This window comes from Bacillus sp. FSL K6-3458 (assembly GCF_038005045.1).
Classification (GTDB): domain Bacteria; phylum Bacillota; class Bacilli; order Bacillales; family Bacillaceae; genus Bacillus; species Bacillus altitudinis.
On record NZ_JBBOSI010000001.1, the window covers coordinates 1,828,951 to 1,845,244 of the forward strand.

Below are 16,294 nucleotides of genomic sequence, written 5' to 3' on the forward strand. Positions count from 1 at the left end.
AGAGGATGAAGCACAGGTATTTGCCGCAAACAGAGCAAGATCAAAAAGAAATGCTGGATGTCATCGGTGTTCAGTCAATTGATGAGCTTTTCTCAGATATCCCAGAGAAAGTCAGATTCAAAGGTGCGTACAACATCAAAGAAGCCGCATCTGAAACAGAGCTAGTGCGGGAATTGTCTCGTCTTGCTGCAAAAAATAAAGATACAGTGGCTTATGCCTCGTTTTTAGGTGCTGGTGTGTATGATCATTACCAGCCTGTGATTGTCGACCATGTGATTTCACGTTCTGAATTTTATACAGCGTACACACCTTATCAGCCTGAAATTTCTCAAGGTGAATTGCAGGCAATTTTTGAATTCCAAACAATGATTGCTGAGCTGACTGGCATGGATCTTGCCAACTCCTCGATGTATGATGGCGGAACGGCATTAGCTGAAGCGGCGATGCTGGCAGCAGGACATACAAAGAAGAAAAAGATTGTGGTATCTGAGACGGTTCATCCTGAATCAAGAGCGGTGCTGAAAACATATGCGAAAGGACAGCATATTGAAGTCGTCGAGGTACCTGCGCGAAAAGGTCAGACCGATCTAGCTGCATTAGAAGAAGCCGTCTGCGACGAAACAGCAGCGGTCCTTGTACAATACCCAAACTTCTTCGGTGTTGTTGAACCATTAAAGGACATTGAACCGATTGCACATAAAGGGAAAAGTTTATTCATCGTCTCAAGTAACCCGCTTGCACTTGGTTTACTGACACCACCAGGAAAGCTTGGGGCAGATATTGTCGTTGGTGATGCGCAGCCATTTGGCATTCCAGCTGCATTTGGCGGACCTCATTGTGGATATTTCGCTGTGACGAAAAAATTAATGCGGAAAGTGCCGGGGCGTTTAGTAGGGCAAACAGAAGACGAGAACGGTGTGCGAGGATTTGTGCTGACCCTTCAAGCGCGCGAGCAGCATATCCGAAGAGACAAAGCGACTTCAAATATTTGTTCAAACCAAGCATTAAATGCGTTAGCCGCTTCTGTTGCGATGACGGCGCTTGGGAAAACAGGTATCAAAGACATTGCCTATCAAAACGTACAAAAGGCCCATTATGCCAAGACGCAGGCAGAAAAACATGGGTTACAGGCTGAAATAGAGGGTGCTCATTTTAATGAATTTGTGTTGAAACTGAATGAACCTGTGAAAGAAGCGAATGAGCGATTGCTTAAAAAAGGAATCATCGGCGGATATGACTTGGGACGGGATTATCCAGAGCTTCAGCAGCATATGCTCGTCGCTGTGACAGAACTAAGAACAAAAGAAGAAATTGATACGTTCATCAAGGAATTGGGGGATCGTCATGAATAAACAAGATCAGCCGCTTATTTTTGAATTATCCAAAGAAGGAAGAATTGGTTACAGCCTGCCTGATTTAGACGTACCTGAGGAGAAGCTCCCAGATTTATTTGATGAAGCGTATATCCGCCATGAAGATGCTAAGCTGCCAGAGGTTTCTGAACTGGATATTATGCGTCACTACACAGCATTATCTAGGCGTAATCACGGGGTCGATTCTGGCTTTTATCCTCTAGGCTCTTGTACGATGAAATATAATCCAAAGATTAACGAAAAGGTGGCACGTCTTGCAGGTTTCTCGCATGTGCATCCACTTCAAGAGGCAGACACTGTGCAAGGTGCATTAGAGTTACTTTATGATTTAGGTGACCATTTAGAAGAAATTACAGGAATGGACGCCGTGACATTACAGCCTGCGGCAGGAGCACATGGCGAATGGACGGGGCTCATGATGATTCGTGCATACCATGAAGCAAGAGGAGATCTTAAACGAACAAAAGTCATCGTGCCTGATTCTGCTCATGGAACAAATCCCGCATCTGCAACAGTAGCAGGATTTGAAACGATTACGGTGGCATCTAATGAACATGGGCTTGTCGATTTAGACGACCTGCGCCGTGTTGTCAATGAAGAAACGGCGGCTCTCATGCTCACAAATCCAAATACACTCGGCCTTTTTGAAGAAAATATTTTAGAAATGGCTGAAATCGTTCACGGAGCAGGCGGGAAGCTTTATTATGATGGAGCGAACTTAAATGCTGTATTAAGCAGAGCAAGACCGGGGGATATGGGATTTGATGTGGTTCACTTAAATCTTCATAAAACCTTTACAGGTCCACACGGAGGAGGAGGCCCTGGTTCAGGTCCAGTTGGTGTGAAAAAGGATTTGATTCCATATTTGCCAAAGCCAGTGCTTGTGAAGAAAGAAGGTCGTTATTTCTTTGATTACGATCGTCCAGAATCTATTGGCCGTGTGAAACCGTTCTATGGGAACTTTGGTATCAATGTCAGAGCGTATGCGTATATCCGCTCTATGGGACCAGACGGCTTAAAAGCTGTAACTGATCATGCGGTGTTGAATGCAAACTATATGATGCGCCGCTTATGTGCTCATTATGATTTGCCATTTGACCGCCACTGTAAGCATGAATTTGTCCTTTCAGGTAAACGTCAAAAGAAACTAGGTGTGCGGACACTTGATATTGCCAAACGATTACTTGATTTTGGCTATCATCCGCCAACGATTTACTTCCCACTAAATGTAGAGGAATGTATCATGATTGAACCAACTGAAACAGAATCAAAAGAAACCCTTGATGCATTTATTGAAGCGATGATTCAAATTGCAAAAGAAGCGGAAGAGAACCCAGAAATCGTACAGGAAGCACCACATACAACCGTTGTGAAACGAATGGATGAAACAAAGGCTGCACGGAATCCAGTGCTGGTTTTTGAAAGAAAATAAAAAGACTCATGGGGGCAATAGCTCCCAGAGTCTTTTTTGTTAGTTCTTTGTTTTAATGCGGCCGCCCCATTTTTTAAAGCCGCCCTTTAAATTATAAATCTCACGACAGCCATTTTTACGTAACGTTTGAGCAGCTTTTCCGCTTCTCAAATTATTTTGGCAATAGAGATAAACAGGCTTGTCAGGGCGTATTTCATTTTTGCGCTGCTTTAATTGTGAAAGGGGAATGTTTCTTGCGCCTAAAATATGTCCACCTTCAAACTCATTTGGTTCTCTCACATCAATGAGTTGGGCTTTGCGGTAACCTTTGATAAATTCTGCTTCCGTCAGCGTTTTCATTATGCGCTGCTGATAAATGTAACTGCCGATGGAATAAAGAACGAAAAGTCCACAAAGTGCGAGGACGATATAGTTGAATATTGGCAATACGACTCGACTCCTTCTTGAGCATCAGCACAGTCACCTGTCTGATGGTACGTTTTAGACAAATACTATTATAGTAAAGCAAAAGAAACTTGTCATCATAAATGGTAAGAATTATTTTCAATTCCTTCCCTATTTGATAGACTGATGAAGAGAGAAAATCGGTGGTCACCACCATTATCTAACATTGACTACGTAAAAGAGAAGGGATTTTATATGCAAAAAGAGAAATGGTGTTTCATTGATACAGGAAACCAAGACCCTGCCTTTAACATGGCCATGGACGAAGCCTTGCTTTATTGGCATAGCGAGAAGCTGATCCCGCCTGTGATCCGTTTTTATGGTTGGAATCCAGCGACATTATCTGTTGGATATTTTCAACATGTTGAAAAAGAAATCAACATGGAAGCGGTTGAGCGCTATGGTCTTGGATTTGTCCGCAGGCCTACAGGAGGTCGCGGTGTTCTTCATGATCAGGAATTGACCTACAGTGTGATCGTGTCAGAAGAGCACCCAGAGATGCCAGCGACGGTGACAGAGGCATACCGCGTCATTTCAGAAGGGATTTTAGAGGGCTTTAAAGAACTGGGACTCGATGCGTATTTTGCCATTCCTCGTACAGAAAAAGAAAAAGAAAGCTTAAAAAATCCAAGATCGTCTGTATGTTTTGATGCGCCTTCATGGTACGAACTTGTTGTAGAAGGCAGAAAAGTAGCAGGCAGTGCGCAAACAAGACAAAAAGGTGTGATCCTCCAGCATGGCTCGATTTTAATTGATCTTGATGAGGACAAATTGTTTGATTTATTTCTGTATCCAAACGACCGGGTGAGAGAGCGGATGCAGCGCAGCTTTAAAAACAAAGCGGTGGCGATCAATGAAATTTCAGATCGAACATGTACGATAGACGATGCGCGTGTTGCATTTAAACGAGGGTTTGAAAAAGGATTAAATATCGAGCTTGTGCCTTATGAGCTGACAGATGAAGAGTTGGCATTTGTTCATCACCTCGCCAAAACGAAATACGCCACAGATGATTGGAATTACAAGCGTTAAGACGAAGGACTCTTCTTGTTTTTTAATGGGCGATGGTGTAGAATTGTTATGATTATTAAGTAAAGGTGCATTTTGGAGGGGTTTTATGACTACACCTAGTATGGAAGATTATATTGAACAAATTTATATGCTGATAGAAGAAAAAGGATATGCAAGAGTATCTGATATTGCAGAAGCCCTCGCTGTCCATCCCTCCTCTGTAACAAAAATGGTTCAGAAGCTAGATAAAGATGAATACCTCATTTATGAGAAATATCGTGGTCTAATTTTAACCCCGAAAGGCAAAAAAATTGGAAAACGTCTCGTATACAGACATGAACTGCTAGAGCAATTTTTAAGAATCATTGGTGTAGATGAAGAGAAAATTTATGATGATGTAGAAGGTATTGAGCATCATCTCAGCTGGAACAGCATTGACCGCATCGGCGACCTCGTCCAATTCTTTGAAGAAAACGATGAGCGATCCGTTCAGCTGAAAGCGATTCAAAAGAAAAACGAACAAACAAATCAAGAATCTTAAGAAAAAGGACACCTGGCGAAGGGTGTCCTTTTAAATTGTAGACAAAGGGGTAAAATGTACTTTATTTTAGCTCTTTGTCTTCTTTTCAGCGTGAAAGAAAACCTTTGCAGTCTAGGAAGGACGAGCATCGGAGCGAATTTGACATTCGTGAGCACCGGAGCGCAAGACTGACACCGAATGCGAGGGTTTGTCTACACGCTGAAAGGACACCTGGCGAAGGGTGTCCTTTTTGAATATAGTTCTAATGAAAGGCAAATGCTCCTACACTATTAATAGTGTGACAGAAAAGGGGGCTCCTTGATGAAGATAGATGGTGTGTTCTCAGGTGGAGGCATTAAGGGTGCAGCACTTGCAGGCGCCTATGAAGCGCTTGAAGCAAGAGGATTTCAATTTGTCCGTCTCGCTGGAACAAGTGCGGGAGCGATCATTGCTTCACTCATCGCAGCGGGTTTTACGAGTCAGGAGATTCGGGAGCTGTTAGACGAAATGGATGAGCATCAATTGCTTGATCGAAGGTGTCAATTCATCCCGTTTAAAATGCTCAGGTGGGTGTCTATTTATTGGCGTCTTGGCCTTTACAAAGGTGACCGTCTAGAAAAATGGCTGACGGACGTGTTAAAACGAAAAGGCGTCACCGTATTCGGTGATCTGAAAAAAGATACGCTCAAAATCGTCGCTTCTGATTTAACAAATGGCAAAATCCTTGTCCTTCCAGATGACCTTCCTTCCTATGGGTTAAATCCAGAACGGTTTTCTGTCGCCAGAGCCATTCGGATGAGCTGCAGTCTGCCGTATTTTTTCGAACCTGTCAAACTGAGGTCTTCAAAAGGAATTTGTACCATCGTGGATGGCGGCGTGCTCAGCAACTTTCCGATTTGGCTTTTTGCTGAAGAGAAAAAAAGACCGTTTGTCGGTGTCACATTAACGCCAAACGAAAAAGAACGCCCTCAACATTCCATCCGCAATGCGTTTGAACTGTTTGGCGCTCTATTTGAAACGATGCGTGGTGCTCATGACGAAAGACATATTGCCACAAAACACGAACGTCATATTATTTTTATCCCTGTAGAACACGTCATTGCCACTGATTTTCATCTCATGACAGAAAAGAAAAAGGCGCTCGTCGATCTAGGCAGACAGAAGGCCGAGCAATTTTTAAAGAGCTGGACATTTTAAAATAAGGCGCGATTTTTCTTTTTGTTTTTCTTGCCTTCAATGACTGTCAAATGTGTTTGGCTTTTCTTTTTGAGAAGGACGGGCTTAGACTTGTGGTCAGTCGGCACGCTTCGCAAATGAGTGACCCGATTTTTCATCTGGCTTTTCGTTTTTGGTTTAGGCTGCTGGTAGCGACGTTTTGATTGTTTGACTGCTTTACGATAAAGATTTCCTTCTGTTCCAGTTCTTCGATTCATCAGCCATCTAAATAAGAAAAATAGAACCGCTCCAATGATCACAACTGATAGCAGCATCGTAAAGAGTCTGCCTGGATTCGTTGTGAGTAAATACACAAATCCCAAAACACCTAAAGCGAAAATAATGGTAAAAGCAGGATGTACTCGGCGATTCATAACTGTCCACCTCCGAAAGAATTTACCGGATTTATAAACTAGATCACTTGATGAGCAGAATCTGATGCTTGTTTCGCAGATGCTTCCTCTAAACGAAGAAGTTCATTAAAACTTGCAATGGCTACCTCGACTTGATCATCAGAGGGTTCTTTTGTTGTGAGCAATTGCAGCCAAAGGCCAGGATAGCCAAGCACTTTAAGCACTGGCACGTCACGGAGTTTGTTTGTGAGCTGAAGCACTTCAAATGAAATGCCCAGAACAACCGGAATAAGCGCCAAGCGATTCAGAACTCTCACCCATAAAGGATCTGTCGGTACGAGTAAATAGACGAACATGCCGACAATGACAGTGAATAAAATAAAGCTGCTGCCGCATCGATAATGCAGGCGAGATTGGCTTTGGACATTTTCCACTGTGATGTCAAGATTCTGTTCATAGCAGTTTATGACTTTATGTTCTGCCCCATGATATTGAAATACCCTTTTAATTAAAGGGGTCATGGAAATAAAGTAAATATAGCCTAATAACAGGATCAATTTAAAGAATGTTTCCACTGCAATTTGTGCGAAGTTTCCAGAAAACACCGGACGCACAAGTTCGGCTAAAAAGACAGGCACTAAAGTAAAGACAAATTTACTAAAAAGAAGAGAGAGAACTCCGATCACAGCAATGCCAAAGATCATTGATAATTTCGAGCTTTTTTGTTCTTTTTCAAGAGAATGATCTTCAGAAGGATCTAAGTCATAGCGCTCGCTGGAGAAGTTTAAGTGCTTACTGCCGTTTGCGCTTGCTTCAACAAGTGCAGCAACACCCCTGACAAAAGGGATTTTCTTAAGAAAGGCGGTTCGTTTATTGGAGGTCCGGGGAAGCTTTAAAAACTCAATCGACTCATCCTTACGCCGAATCGCTGTCACATAGTTCTTTTTACCTCCGAACATGACACCTTCCACAACTGCCTGCCCTCCATATGCTGGAGGTTTTGTTTGATTGGACATATTTCATCAACCTGCCTGTTTCCTGTAATTTACATGCATTTCCTTATACCTTTATTGTACAGGAAAAGAGGGGAAATCACTAGCTCACAGGTCGATTATCTACTAGAATTCTATCTACCTCTTTTTAGCCAGTATACCCTGTTATAAAAATTTTACACTCTCGCACGGAAATCCTTTTTTTTCATGACATTTTGGACATACTACTTGCTGGAGGTGTTCATATGAAACGTGATGAAAAGAAAAACCAAGAAGAAAAAAATCAATCAGTACAAACGTCTTCAATGGTGGCAAGGGCAGCAGCCACAGGTTTTGTCGGCGGAGTTTTTTGGGGCTTTATCGGATTTCTGACCCATATGTTTCATTTTTCAGAGGTGAGTCCAAATATGCTGTTGCAGCCATTTGTGCTTGGTGAATGGAAAAAAGGCGGACTTGGTACATTTATGAGTATTGTACTTTTAGGGATTTTATCTATTGGAGCAGCCTTTATTTATTATGGACTGCTCAAACGGATCAAAGGTTTTTGGATGGGGCTGATCTATGGCGCGATTTTATGGCTGCTTGTTTTTTATGTATTTAATCCTATATTCCCCGATGTGAAGCAAGTGCAAGATTTGCAGCAAAGCACCATTGTGACGACATTTTGCCTATATATTTTATATGGCATGTTTGTCGGATACAGTATTTCATTTGAATACAATGAATTAACGAGTCAGAAGCTTGCAAGGGCACTCGGGAAAAAGACAGAATAAAGTGTAAATCCACCATTCATATGATAAAATTATTTTTGGAAACGAAAGGTTTCTAAGGAAAAAGAAACAGACATCGATATAGAGTGAATTAGGGTGAAGGAGTGGTCATATGCCTCATTTTCTAGTGCTGAATGGGCCCAACTTAAATAGGCTCGGCAAGAGAGAGCCAGGAGTTTATGGAAGTAAAACATTAACAGATTTAGAAACGGATTTGTTTCAGTTTGCAGAAAGAGCAAATATTCAATTGACGTTCTTTCAATCGAATCACGAGGGAGATTTGGTCGATGCGCTCCATGAAGCAGAAGATCAGTACGATGGCGTCGTGTTTAACCCGGGTGCTTTTACCCACTATAGCTATGCACTGAGAGATGCCATTGCAAGTATTACGTTACCTGTCATCGAAGTACATATCACAAATGTTCATAAGAGAGAGGAATTCCGCCATCATTCGGTTCTTGCTCCAGTATGCCAAGGTCAAATCGTTGGACTTGGTTTAGAAGGATATAAATTGGCGATTCGTTATTTAGTCAGTGAAGGGGGAGCAGTATCATGAAACTTGAAAAACTAAGAAAACTTTTAGCCGAATTAGACATAGATGGTTTAGTGATTACAAGCAGCTTTAATTTACATTATATGACGAGTTTTACTGGATCAGCCGGTCTTGCCATCGTTTCAAAGGATCGAGCCGCCTTTATTACGGATTTCCGTTACACGGAGCAAGCCAAGGATCAAGTAAAGGGCTATGACATCATTGAACATAAAGGAAACATTGTGGAAACTGCTGTCCAAACGGCAAACGAATTTGGGGTGAAACGTCTTGGTTTTGAACAAAACCATATGACATTTGCCACCTACCAGCAGTACTCGGGGAAAGCAAGCGGTATCGAGCTTGTTCCAGTCTCGGAATCAGTTGAAAAGTTGCGCTTGATTAAGTCTAATGAAGAGATTAAGATATTAGAGGAAGCTGCGAAGATTGCAGATCATGCCTTTGATCATATTCTCACGTACATCAAGCCGGGCCTGACAGAAATTGCGGTCATGAACGAGCTTGAATTTTTCATGAGAAAAGAAGGGGCAGAAGGATCTTCATTCGATATGATTGTTGCCTCTGGCGTTCGTTCAAGCCTGCCACACGGGAGAGCGAGCGAAAAGGTGATTGAATCTGGCGACTTGGTGACACTGGATTTCGGTGCCTACTATAAAGGCTATTGTTCAGACATGACAAGAACCATTGCTGTAGGAACACCAAGCGACAAATTAAAGGAAATTTATCATATCGTATTAGAAGCAGAAAACGCTGGTGTGGATAAAATCAAGCCAGGCTTAACAGGAAAAGAAGCTGATCGCATCACACGAGACATCATTGAAAAGTATGGCTACGGTCAATACTTCGGGCATTCGACTGGACATGGTCTTGGTATGGAAGTACATGAAGCACCTGGCCTTTCCTCACGCTCAGATGTCGTGTTAGAAGAGGGAATGGTTGTGACAGTTGAACCAGGCATTTACTTGCCGGATGTCGGCGGCGTGAGAATTGAGGATGATATTGTCCTGACAGCTGACGGCAATAAACGATTGACCCACTCACCGAAAGAACTTATCATATTATGATGGTGAAATGTAGGAGGATGACAAAATGATTTCAGTAAACGATTTTCGTACAGGCCTGACAATTGAAGTGGACGGCGGTATTTGGCGTGTAGTGGATTTCCAACACGTAAAACCAGGAAAAGGCGCAGCGTTTGTCCGTTCGAAACTGCGTAACCTGCGTACAGGTGCGATTCAAGAGAAAACATTCCGTGCAGGTGAAAAAGTAGCGAAAGCTCAAATTGAAACAAAAACAATGCAATATTTATATGCAAATGGCGATCAGCATGTATTCATGGATACAAGCTCATACGAACAACTTGAACTAAGCGAAGCGCAAATCAAAGATGAGCTGAAATATTTGCTTGAAAATATGTCTGTTCAAATCGTCATGTACGGTGATGAAACACTTGGAGTAGAACTTCCAAACACTGTAGAACTAGAAGTAGTAGAAACAGAGCCTGGTATTAAAGGTGATACGACATCAGGTGGATCAAAACCTGCAAAAACAGAAACTGGTTTAATCGTGAACGTTCCTTTCTTTGTGAACCAAGGTGATAAACTAGTGATCAATACATCTGACGGTTCATACGTTTCAAGAGCGTAATGAACGGAGAGAGACTGTAAACCTCGTGTTTACAGTCTCAGCGTGTAGGCAAACCCTCGCATTCTTTGTCAGTCCTGCGTGCTGGTGCTCACGAATGTGAAATTCGCTCCGCGCCAGTACTCGTCCTTCCTAGACTTCAAAGGTTTTCTATCACGCTGAAAAGAAGACAAAGGGCTAAAATCAAGTTCATTTTAGCCCTTTGTCAACTATCTGAGACTGTAAACTTCGTGTTTACAGTCTTTTTTTATTTGAAAAATAGGACGCCTCGTTATGACACCCCTTACTCTATTCTCTCATCCATCTCTCTTCCTTTTGAAAAACAAGACTACTTCTAGCTAGTGAAGCATATAGTGTAAAAAAAGCTGGAGGTTCTATATGAAACAATTTCTCCCGGGTATACACCCATCAGTCGCTGCCATGGCAGGGATGAGGTTTTTATCTGCCGCGATTGAACTGACGGCCGCCATCCTCATTTTAGTGACAAATGATGTGCGTAAAGCGGTTGTCATCAATAGTATATTAGCGATCATCGGGCCGCTCATTTTTATTATTACGATGACGATTGGAATCTACCAAATTGCAGGGCAGTTATCCTATGCGAAGCTTGTGTTTATTTTCATTGGTGTCGTATTTATTCTTGTTGGAATTTATAAGTGAAATGGCTTGGCATAATTAACGGCATGCATCATACATTTTAGAGAAGAAAAAAAGGAGGGGAATTCGTTGCGGAGTTTGTTGGATATTCTCCCGCACTCAATTGGACAAGAACTCAGCATGTTAAAAGAAGCAGAGTGGGCGCAAATAGAAGAAATCCGCATTCGCACCGATCGCCCAATTGAGCTGATGCAAGGAGGAAAACCCCGCTTTCTTTCCTATTATACAACAGGTGAAGATGCGGCTCAGCTATTAGGCAGGCTCAGTAATTACAGCATGTACACACTGGAGGAAGAGTTAAAACAGGGCTATATCACCATATCTGGCGGACATCGGGTTGGGCTTGCTGGAAAGGTCATCGTCGAAAATGGATTCGTCAAAGGCTTAAGAGATATTTCTTCATTTAATATTCGTATCGCAAAAGAGAAGATCGGAATTGCTCTGCCGTTTCTCCCTTATTTATATGAAAAACATTGGTGTAACACACTGATTATAGGTCCGCCGCAAACCGGGAAAACGACATTGCTGCGTGATCTAGCCCGTCTTGTCAGTACAGGAACAACAGCCATTTCTCCTAGAAAAACAGGGATTGTAGATGAACGCTCTGAAATCGCAGGTTGTATAAGAGGAGTGCCGCAGCATTCTTTTGGGCACCGGATTGATGTACTTGATGCGTGCCCAAAGGCTGAAGGGTTAATGATGATGATCAGATCCATGAGCCCAGAAGTCATCATTGTCGATGAAATCGGAAAAAGTGAAGATGTACAGGCACTGTTAGAAGCAATCCATGCTGGAGTCACCATTATCGTCTCAGCTCATGGGTATTCTCTTGAAGACTTATCTAAACGGCCATCATTTGAACCGTTATGGCAGCTTCGTGTGTTTGATCGATATGTGGAATTAAATAGAGAAAAAGGGCCTGGCACGATCGGACGGATATTTGACCAAGAGGGACAAGAGCTGAAGCGGAGGCGGGGAGTGGACGTATGTTAAAGCTTATTGGTGCTATTTTCATTGTTGCGGCTACGACATGGGGAGGATTCGAGTTTGCGAAGCGGTACAGTGATCGGCCAAAGCAAATCCGCCAGCTCCGGTTTGCACTCCAATCTCTTGAAGCTGAAATTATGTATGGTCAAACACCTTTAGCTAGAGCTGCTGAGCAAATTGCGTCCCAAGTAGGACCGCCTGTGAATCGGCTATTTGAACAATTTGCAGAAAAACTCAACGTCGGAACCTTTTCTGCGAGGCATGCATGGAATGAAAGTCTAGAGGATGTATGGAAAAAAACCGTATTAAAAAAAGGCGAATATGAGGCGCTGAAGCACTTTGGAGAAACCCTTGGTCAGCATGATGTGACGGCTCAACAAAAATATATCAAGCTAGCTTTAGGCCATTTGGAATCAGAGGAAAAAGAAGCTGAAGTTGCCCAAGCGAAAAATGAAAAAATGGTGAGAAGTCTTGGTTTTCTAAGTGGGTTACTACTGATTCTGTTATTGATGTGAGAGGAAGGGAGTCGAGAGCATGGGCGTTGATGTAAACGTCATTTTCCAAATTGCGGGAGTGGGTATCGTCGTGGCTTTTCTCCATACGATTTTAGATCAAATGGGGAAAAAAGAGTACGCACAGTGGGTCACACTGCTTGGATTTATCTACATTTTATTTATGGTTGCTACCATTGTGGATGATTTGTTTAAGAAGATTAAAGCCGTATTTCTATTTCAAGGATAGGGGAGGGCTTACAAATCGAAATTATTCAAATTGTTGGACTTGGTTTAATCGCTACTTTTCTAGCATTAATCGTCAAAGAACAAAAGCCAACCTTCGCCTTTATGCTTGTTGTGTTTACTGGGTGTGTCATTTTCCTTTATTTAATCGATCAAATCTATGCCATTATCTCCATGATTGAAAAAATTGCAGCAAGTGCAGGCGTCAATATGAAATACGTGGAAACCATTTTGAAAATCATTGGCATTGCCTATATTGCAGAATTTGGTGCCCAGCTCACAAAGGATGCTGGACAAGGCGCCATCGCTTCAAAAATAGAGCTTGGCGGCAAGATTCTTATTTTGGTCATGGCGGTACCGATTTTAACGGTCATCATTGAGACGATCCTAGGTATGATCCCGTCCATGACTTGATGGAAAAGAGGTGATGATGATGAAACGGGTGACAGCTGTGCTGGGGTTTATGATGTTCTTTTGGATGATCGTTCCGTATGCAGGTGCAGAAGAAAGTGTGCCTTTATCAAGTGAAGAACCGGTCGCAGAAGAAGTTGCGGGTGGACAGGCTGATGCCTTGGAGCTTCATTCTATCAGTGACTTTTGGGAAACGATATTGGACGAGTATGGCGGCTTTCTGCCTGAAAGCCAAAAAGGTACAGTGAAGGAAATGATCGATGGCGATAAAGAGCTGTCTCCCCAAACGTGGCTGAAGGCTTTTGTTCATTATCTGTTTCATGAGCTGATTGCCAATGGAAAGCTCTTAGGCACACTTATATTACTCACCATCTTTTGTTCGCTTTTGCAGCTTTTGCAAAATGCGTTTGAGCAAAGCACTGTTAGTAAAGTTGCATACGCTCTTGTTTATATGGTGCTTATCATTATTGCATTAAACAGTTTTCATGTTGCGATCTCTTATGCAACAGAAGCCATTCAAACGATGACTAGTTTTATTCTTGCTCTTATTCCTCTTTTATTAGCACTTATTGCCTCATCAGGCGGGCTTGTCTCAGCCGGATTCTTTCATCCTGTGATTTTGTTTTTAATGAACACGAGCGGTGTTTTTATTCAATATGTCGTTCTTCCGCTCATCTTTTTATCAGCGATCTTGAGCATAGTTAGTACATTGACCGAACAATACAAAGTGACCCAGCTTGCCCAGCTGTTAAGAAATGTCGCCATTGGCGGGCTCGCTGTTTTTTTAACTGTATTCCTCGGCGTCATTTCTGTACAGGGGGCATCTGCTGCTATCACTGATGGAATCGCTCTTCGTACAGCCAAGTTTATTACCGGAAATTTCATCCCTGTCCTTGGCAGAATGTTTACTGATGCGACAGATACCGTTATCAGCGCCTCTGTGCTGCTGAAAAATACGGTTGGCCTTGTAGGCGTCGCCATTTTGATTTCAATTGCGGCTTTCCCAGCGATTAAAGTGCTGTCGCTCGCTCTGATTTATAAACTGGCCGCTGCGATTCTTCAGCCATTAGGGGGCGGGCCGATTATTAGCTGCCTTGATGTCATTTCAAAAAGTGTTCTTTATATATTTGCTGCATTAGCTGTTGTATCGCTTATGTTCTTTTTAAGCATTACCGTTATCATCACAGCTGGCAACCTCACCATGATGATGAAGTAAGGAGGGGACACCATTTGAGTTTTCTCACAGAATGGATCACAAGTATTATCCTATTTATTTTATTTGCGATTGTGATTGATCTTTTGCTTCCCAATTCAAGCATGCAGAAGTATGCAAAAATGGTCGTCAGCTTATTGTTAATTGTCGTGATGCTCAATCCGATCTTTGCGTTATTCCGGGCAGATCCGGACCAAATTTTCTCAGAAATCATGAAAGGGAAGGACCAAGCGCAATCAGAAGAAATAAAAAATCAGATGAATTTAGAAAAAAAAGAAATACAAGCTTCACAGCGTGCATATATTTTAAAGCAAATGGCTGTCCAACTAGAAAAAAGCGCAAAGGAGCCACTGGAGAAGGAGAGCTATGAAATGAAACACGTAGAAGTGTTGGCAGATGAGGAGCACCTTGATCAGAATATGGAGGCAGATCAATTTCGCATCAAAGCAGTCCTTGTCCCGCTCACAGGTGATGCTGTAGAAACGGTGGCAAAGGTCGACATTGATCTCTCCAGGCAAAAGGAGGAAAGCGCCGAGACATCAGCAAAAGAGATGGCTAGGGTGAAAGAGACGCTTGCAGATGTTTGGAATACACGGCCTGAACACATTGCGCTCAACATTGAGGGAGGTGACGCAGCAGATCATGAATAACAAGGACTGGAGACAAAAACTGAAATCAATGTTCCAAGCACCTGAAAAAGGTGAAGGGAAACCAAAATTAACGAAGCACCATTACTTACTGCTTGTCTTCATCATCGGCGTGTCATTCATGTTAGTCAGTCAAATTTTGTCACCGCCATCAAGCAAACAAGAGGCTGCTGTTCCTGCGTCTAAAAAAACATCCTCAGAAGAGCAGGCGGTGTTCAAACCATCCTCTTCAGGTAAGTCAAACAACTCGATAGAGGATGTTGAACAAGAATACGAAAATCAGCTGAAAGAGATTTTAGAAACGATCATTGGTGTTGAGGATGTATCCATCGTGGTAAATGTAGACGCAACTTCTTTAAAAGTGTTTGAAAAAAACAAATCCAATAAAAGCACTACGACCGAGGAAACAGACAAAGAAGGCGGCGTGCGAAGTGTCACGGATCAAACAAAAGAAGAAGAGGTTGTCATTATTAAAAATGGCAATGAAGAAACACCTGTTGTTGTCCAAACGAAAAAGCCAGACATTCGAGGTGTCCTCGTTGTTGCTCAAGGAGTAGACAACGTTCAAATAAAGAAAACCATCATTGAAGCGGTTACACGAGTGCTTGATGTACCGAGCCATAGAGTGGCTGTTGCCCCTAAAAAAATCAAGGAGGATTCGGAATGATGTTAAAAAAACAAACGGTTTGGCTATTAACGATGCTAAGTTTAGTTGTCGTATTAAGTGTGTACTATATCATGTCCCCACAAGGTGAGAATGCTGTGACAGTAGAAGATACAAAATCAAAAGGAATGGAAGAGAAAAAGACTGAGCCAGAAAAAGGGACTGATAAAGGAACCGAAAAGAACGCAGAAGAGAAATCAACTGACAAAGAAACCAATGCGAAACAAGAAGATGTTGAAACAAGTGGAGAAGAAGGAAAGGCTGTATCAGAGCAGACCGACGATGAACTTTTCACAACCTACAGACTTGAACTGGAAGATAAGCGCAGCAAGCAGCGTGAAGAGTATAACGAAATCGTGTCTAGCGATGATGCAACAGCGCAAGAAAAAAGTGAAGCTTATGATCAAATGACAGCGCTTAGTGAGGCAGAAGGAACAGAGCGTCAGCTGGAGACATTAATCAAAACAAAAGGATATAAAGATGCGCTCGTCAGTGCAGAAGGAGATAAAGTGAACATCACGGTTCGTTCTGATAAAAAATCAAAGTCCCAAGCAGCAGATATTATTGATTTGGTCACAAAAGAAATGAGAGGGCTTGATAACGTAGCCGTCACTTTTGAGCCATCGAATCAATAAAAAATGCACAAGCGCCCTTTTCTGAAAAGGGCGTTTTTT

General features: G+C 42.4%; 21 protein-coding genes. 18 read left to right on the plus strand and 3 right to left on the minus strand.

Annotated elements, in window-relative coordinates; translation table 11 throughout:
• The first annotated feature begins 5 nt into the window (after positions 1–5).
• Together gcvPA and gcvPB are read left to right on the plus strand one after the other, a co-directional pair.
• Positions 6–1,352, plus strand: a complete 1,347-nt coding sequence (gene gcvPA / locus MHH23_RS09795; protein ID WP_024718851.1) for an aminomethyl-transferring glycine dehydrogenase subunit GcvPA — start codon at positions 6–8, stop codon at positions 1,350–1,352.
• Positions 1,345–2,805 (plus strand): aminomethyl-transferring glycine dehydrogenase subunit GcvPB, encoded by a 1,461-nt coding sequence (gene gcvPB, locus MHH23_RS09800; protein ID WP_035390797.1) that lies wholly within the window; start codon positions 1,345–1,347, stop codon positions 2,803–2,805. Before gcvPA ends, gcvPB begins: the two co-directional genes overlap by 8 nt.
• Before the next feature lie 39 nt (positions 2,806–2,844).
• Here the strand turns inward: gcvPB and MHH23_RS09805 are convergent, their stop codons facing one another.
• Positions 2,845–3,225, minus strand: a complete 381-nt coding sequence (locus MHH23_RS09805; protein ID WP_110487391.1) for a rhodanese-like domain-containing protein — start codon at positions 3,223–3,225, stop codon at positions 2,845–2,847.
• 219 nt (positions 3,226–3,444) lie between these two features.
• Between MHH23_RS09805 and MHH23_RS09810 the strand changes: the two genes are divergently transcribed.
• The 3 genes from MHH23_RS09810 (at position 3,445) to MHH23_RS09820 (ending at position 5,977) form a co-directional block, all read left to right on the plus strand.
• Complete coding sequence (locus MHH23_RS09810) at positions 3,445–4,281, plus strand: lipoate--protein ligase family protein (protein WP_017357972.1); 837 nt, start codon at positions 3,445–3,447, stop codon at positions 4,279–4,281.
• A gap of 85 nt (positions 4,282–4,366) precedes the next feature.
• A complete protein-coding gene (gene mntR, locus MHH23_RS09815) occupies positions 4,367–4,801 on the plus strand; it encodes a transcriptional regulator MntR (protein ID WP_003215946.1) in 435 nt (144 codons plus the stop codon).
• Positions 4,802–5,101: 300 nt separating this feature from the next.
• Complete coding sequence (locus MHH23_RS09820; protein ID WP_041091753.1) at positions 5,102–5,977, plus strand: patatin-like phospholipase family protein; 876 nt, start codon at positions 5,102–5,104, stop codon at positions 5,975–5,977.
• Here MHH23_RS09820 and MHH23_RS09825 read toward each other — a convergent pair.
• Together MHH23_RS09825 and MHH23_RS09830 are read right to left on the minus strand one after the other, a co-directional pair.
• A complete protein-coding gene (locus MHH23_RS09825) occupies positions 5,974–6,369 on the minus strand; it encodes an SA1362 family protein (RefSeq protein WP_024422959.1) in 396 nt (131 codons plus the stop codon). The genes MHH23_RS09820 and MHH23_RS09825 overlap by 4 nt on opposite strands.
• Before the next feature lie 38 nt (positions 6,370–6,407).
• The gene (locus tag MHH23_RS09830; RefSeq protein ID WP_039165998.1) at positions 6,408–7,364 is read right to left on the minus strand and encodes a DUF1385 domain-containing protein; all 957 of its coding nucleotides are present in this window, start codon (positions 7,362–7,364) and stop codon (positions 6,408–6,410) included.
• Between the two features lie 221 nt (positions 7,365–7,585).
• On the opposite strand from MHH23_RS09830, the gene MHH23_RS09835 reads away from it, so the two are divergent.
• From MHH23_RS09835 to MHH23_RS09895, 13 genes are all read left to right on the plus strand, one after another.
• Positions 7,586–8,113, plus strand: coding sequence for a YqhR family membrane protein (locus tag MHH23_RS09835; RefSeq protein ID WP_035390792.1), 528 nt, complete (start codon positions 7,586–7,588; stop codon positions 8,111–8,113).
• A gap of 109 nt (positions 8,114–8,222) precedes the next feature.
• Positions 8,223–8,666 carry a type II 3-dehydroquinate dehydratase gene (gene aroQ / locus MHH23_RS09840; protein ID WP_007501195.1) on the plus strand — a complete coding sequence of 148 codons (444 nt, stop codon included), beginning with the start codon at positions 8,223–8,225 and terminating at the stop codon, positions 8,664–8,666.
• Positions 8,663–9,724, plus strand: coding sequence for a M24 family metallopeptidase (locus MHH23_RS09845; protein ID WP_007501193.1), 1,062 nt, complete (start codon positions 8,663–8,665; stop codon positions 9,722–9,724). The genes aroQ and MHH23_RS09845 overlap by 4 nt, the downstream gene beginning before the upstream one ends.
• 25 nt (positions 9,725–9,749) lie before the next feature.
• Positions 9,750–10,307, plus strand: a complete 558-nt coding sequence (gene efp / locus MHH23_RS09850) for an elongation factor P (protein WP_007501192.1) — start codon at positions 9,750–9,752, stop codon at positions 10,305–10,307.
• A gap of 375 nt (positions 10,308–10,682) precedes the next feature.
• Entirely contained in the window at positions 10,683–10,964 is a 282-nt protein-coding gene (locus tag MHH23_RS09855) for a YqhV family protein (RefSeq protein ID WP_017367580.1), read from the plus strand.
• Between the two features lie 66 nt (positions 10,965–11,030).
• On the plus strand, positions 11,031–11,954 hold the full coding sequence (gene spoIIIAA / locus MHH23_RS09860) for a stage III sporulation protein AA (RefSeq protein WP_024718857.1): 924 nt from the start codon (positions 11,031–11,033) through the stop codon (positions 11,952–11,954).
• Positions 11,948–12,463, plus strand: coding sequence for a stage III sporulation protein SpoIIIAB (gene spoIIIAB, locus MHH23_RS09865; protein WP_340937024.1), 516 nt, complete (start codon positions 11,948–11,950; stop codon positions 12,461–12,463). Before spoIIIAA ends, spoIIIAB begins: the two co-directional genes overlap by 7 nt.
• Positions 12,464–12,482: 19 nt before the next feature.
• Positions 12,483–12,689 (plus strand): stage III sporulation protein AC, encoded by a 207-nt coding sequence (spoIIIAC, locus tag MHH23_RS09870; RefSeq protein ID WP_003153142.1) that lies wholly within the window; start codon positions 12,483–12,485, stop codon positions 12,687–12,689.
• Complete coding sequence (spoIIIAD, locus tag MHH23_RS09875; protein WP_087978339.1) at positions 12,686–13,099, plus strand: stage III sporulation protein AD; 414 nt, start codon at positions 12,686–12,688, stop codon at positions 13,097–13,099. The genes spoIIIAC and spoIIIAD overlap by 4 nt, the downstream gene beginning before the upstream one ends.
• A gap of 19 nt (positions 13,100–13,118) precedes the next feature.
• Positions 13,119–14,312, plus strand: a complete 1,194-nt coding sequence (spoIIIAE, locus tag MHH23_RS09880) for a stage III sporulation protein AE (RefSeq protein ID WP_017357967.1) — start codon at positions 13,119–13,121, stop codon at positions 14,310–14,312.
• A gap of 14 nt (positions 14,313–14,326) precedes the next feature.
• On the plus strand, positions 14,327–14,959 hold the full coding sequence (gene spoIIIAF, locus MHH23_RS09885) for a stage III sporulation protein AF (protein ID WP_024718859.1): 633 nt from the start codon (positions 14,327–14,329) through the stop codon (positions 14,957–14,959).
• A 28-nt stretch (positions 14,960–14,987) separates the two neighbouring features.
• On the plus strand, positions 14,988–15,623 hold the full coding sequence (gene spoIIIAG, locus MHH23_RS09890; RefSeq protein ID WP_370529232.1) for a stage III sporulation protein AG: 636 nt from the start codon (positions 14,988–14,990) through the stop codon (positions 15,621–15,623).
• Positions 15,623–16,255: a SpoIIIAH-like family protein gene (locus MHH23_RS09895; RefSeq protein ID WP_173408461.1), complete on the plus strand. Its 633-nt coding sequence runs from the start codon at positions 15,623–15,625 to the stop codon at positions 16,253–16,255. The genes spoIIIAG and MHH23_RS09895 overlap by 1 nt, the downstream gene beginning before the upstream one ends.
• Positions 16,256–16,294: the final 39 nt, after the last annotated feature.

Excerpts from the sequence above, each read along its gene's own strand:
- MHH23_RS09835 (WP_035390792.1), top strand. The coding sequence starts at position 7,586 with ATGAAACGTGATGAAAAGAAAAACCAAGAAGAAAAAAATCAATCAGTA.
- MHH23_RS09810 (WP_017357972.1), top strand. The coding sequence starts at position 3,445 with ATGCAAAAAGAGAAATGGTGTTTCATTGATACAGGAAACCAAGACCCT.
- MHH23_RS09855 (WP_017367580.1), top strand. The coding sequence starts at position 10,683 with ATGAAACAATTTCTCCCGGGTATACACCCATCAGTCGCTGCCATGGCA.
- efp (WP_007501192.1), top strand. The coding sequence starts at position 9,750 with ATGATTTCAGTAAACGATTTTCGTACAGGCCTGACAATTGAAGTGGAC.
- MHH23_RS09830 (WP_039165998.1), bottom strand. The coding sequence starts at position 7,364 with ATGTCCAATCAAACAAAACCTCCAGCATATGGAGGGCAGGCAGTTGTG.
- gcvPB (WP_035390797.1), top strand. The coding sequence starts at position 1,345 with ATGAATAAACAAGATCAGCCGCTTATTTTTGAATTATCCAAAGAAGGA.
- spoIIIAC (WP_003153142.1), top strand. The coding sequence starts at position 12,483 with ATGGGCGTTGATGTAAACGTCATTTTCCAAATTGCGGGAGTGGGTATC.
- spoIIIAE (WP_017357967.1), top strand. The coding sequence starts at position 13,119 with ATGAAACGGGTGACAGCTGTGCTGGGGTTTATGATGTTCTTTTGGATG.
- aroQ (WP_007501195.1), top strand. The coding sequence starts at position 8,223 with ATGCCTCATTTTCTAGTGCTGAATGGGCCCAACTTAAATAGGCTCGGC.
- spoIIIAG (WP_370529232.1), top strand. The coding sequence starts at position 14,988 with ATGTTCCAAGCACCTGAAAAAGGTGAAGGGAAACCAAAATTAACGAAG.
- MHH23_RS09820 (WP_041091753.1), top strand. The coding sequence starts at position 5,102 with ATGAAGATAGATGGTGTGTTCTCAGGTGGAGGCATTAAGGGTGCAGCA.
- gcvPA (WP_024718851.1), top strand. The coding sequence starts at position 6 with ATGAAGCACAGGTATTTGCCGCAAACAGAGCAAGATCAAAAAGAAATG.
- mntR (WP_003215946.1), top strand. The coding sequence starts at position 4,367 with ATGACTACACCTAGTATGGAAGATTATATTGAACAAATTTATATGCTG.
- MHH23_RS09825 (WP_024422959.1), bottom strand. The coding sequence starts at position 6,369 with ATGAATCGCCGAGTACATCCTGCTTTTACCATTATTTTCGCTTTAGGT.
- MHH23_RS09895 (WP_173408461.1), top strand. The coding sequence starts at position 15,623 with ATGTTAAAAAAACAAACGGTTTGGCTATTAACGATGCTAAGTTTAGTT.
- spoIIIAB (WP_340937024.1), top strand. The coding sequence starts at position 11,948 with ATGTTAAAGCTTATTGGTGCTATTTTCATTGTTGCGGCTACGACATGG.
- MHH23_RS09845 (WP_007501193.1), top strand. The coding sequence starts at position 8,663 with ATGAAACTTGAAAAACTAAGAAAACTTTTAGCCGAATTAGACATAGAT.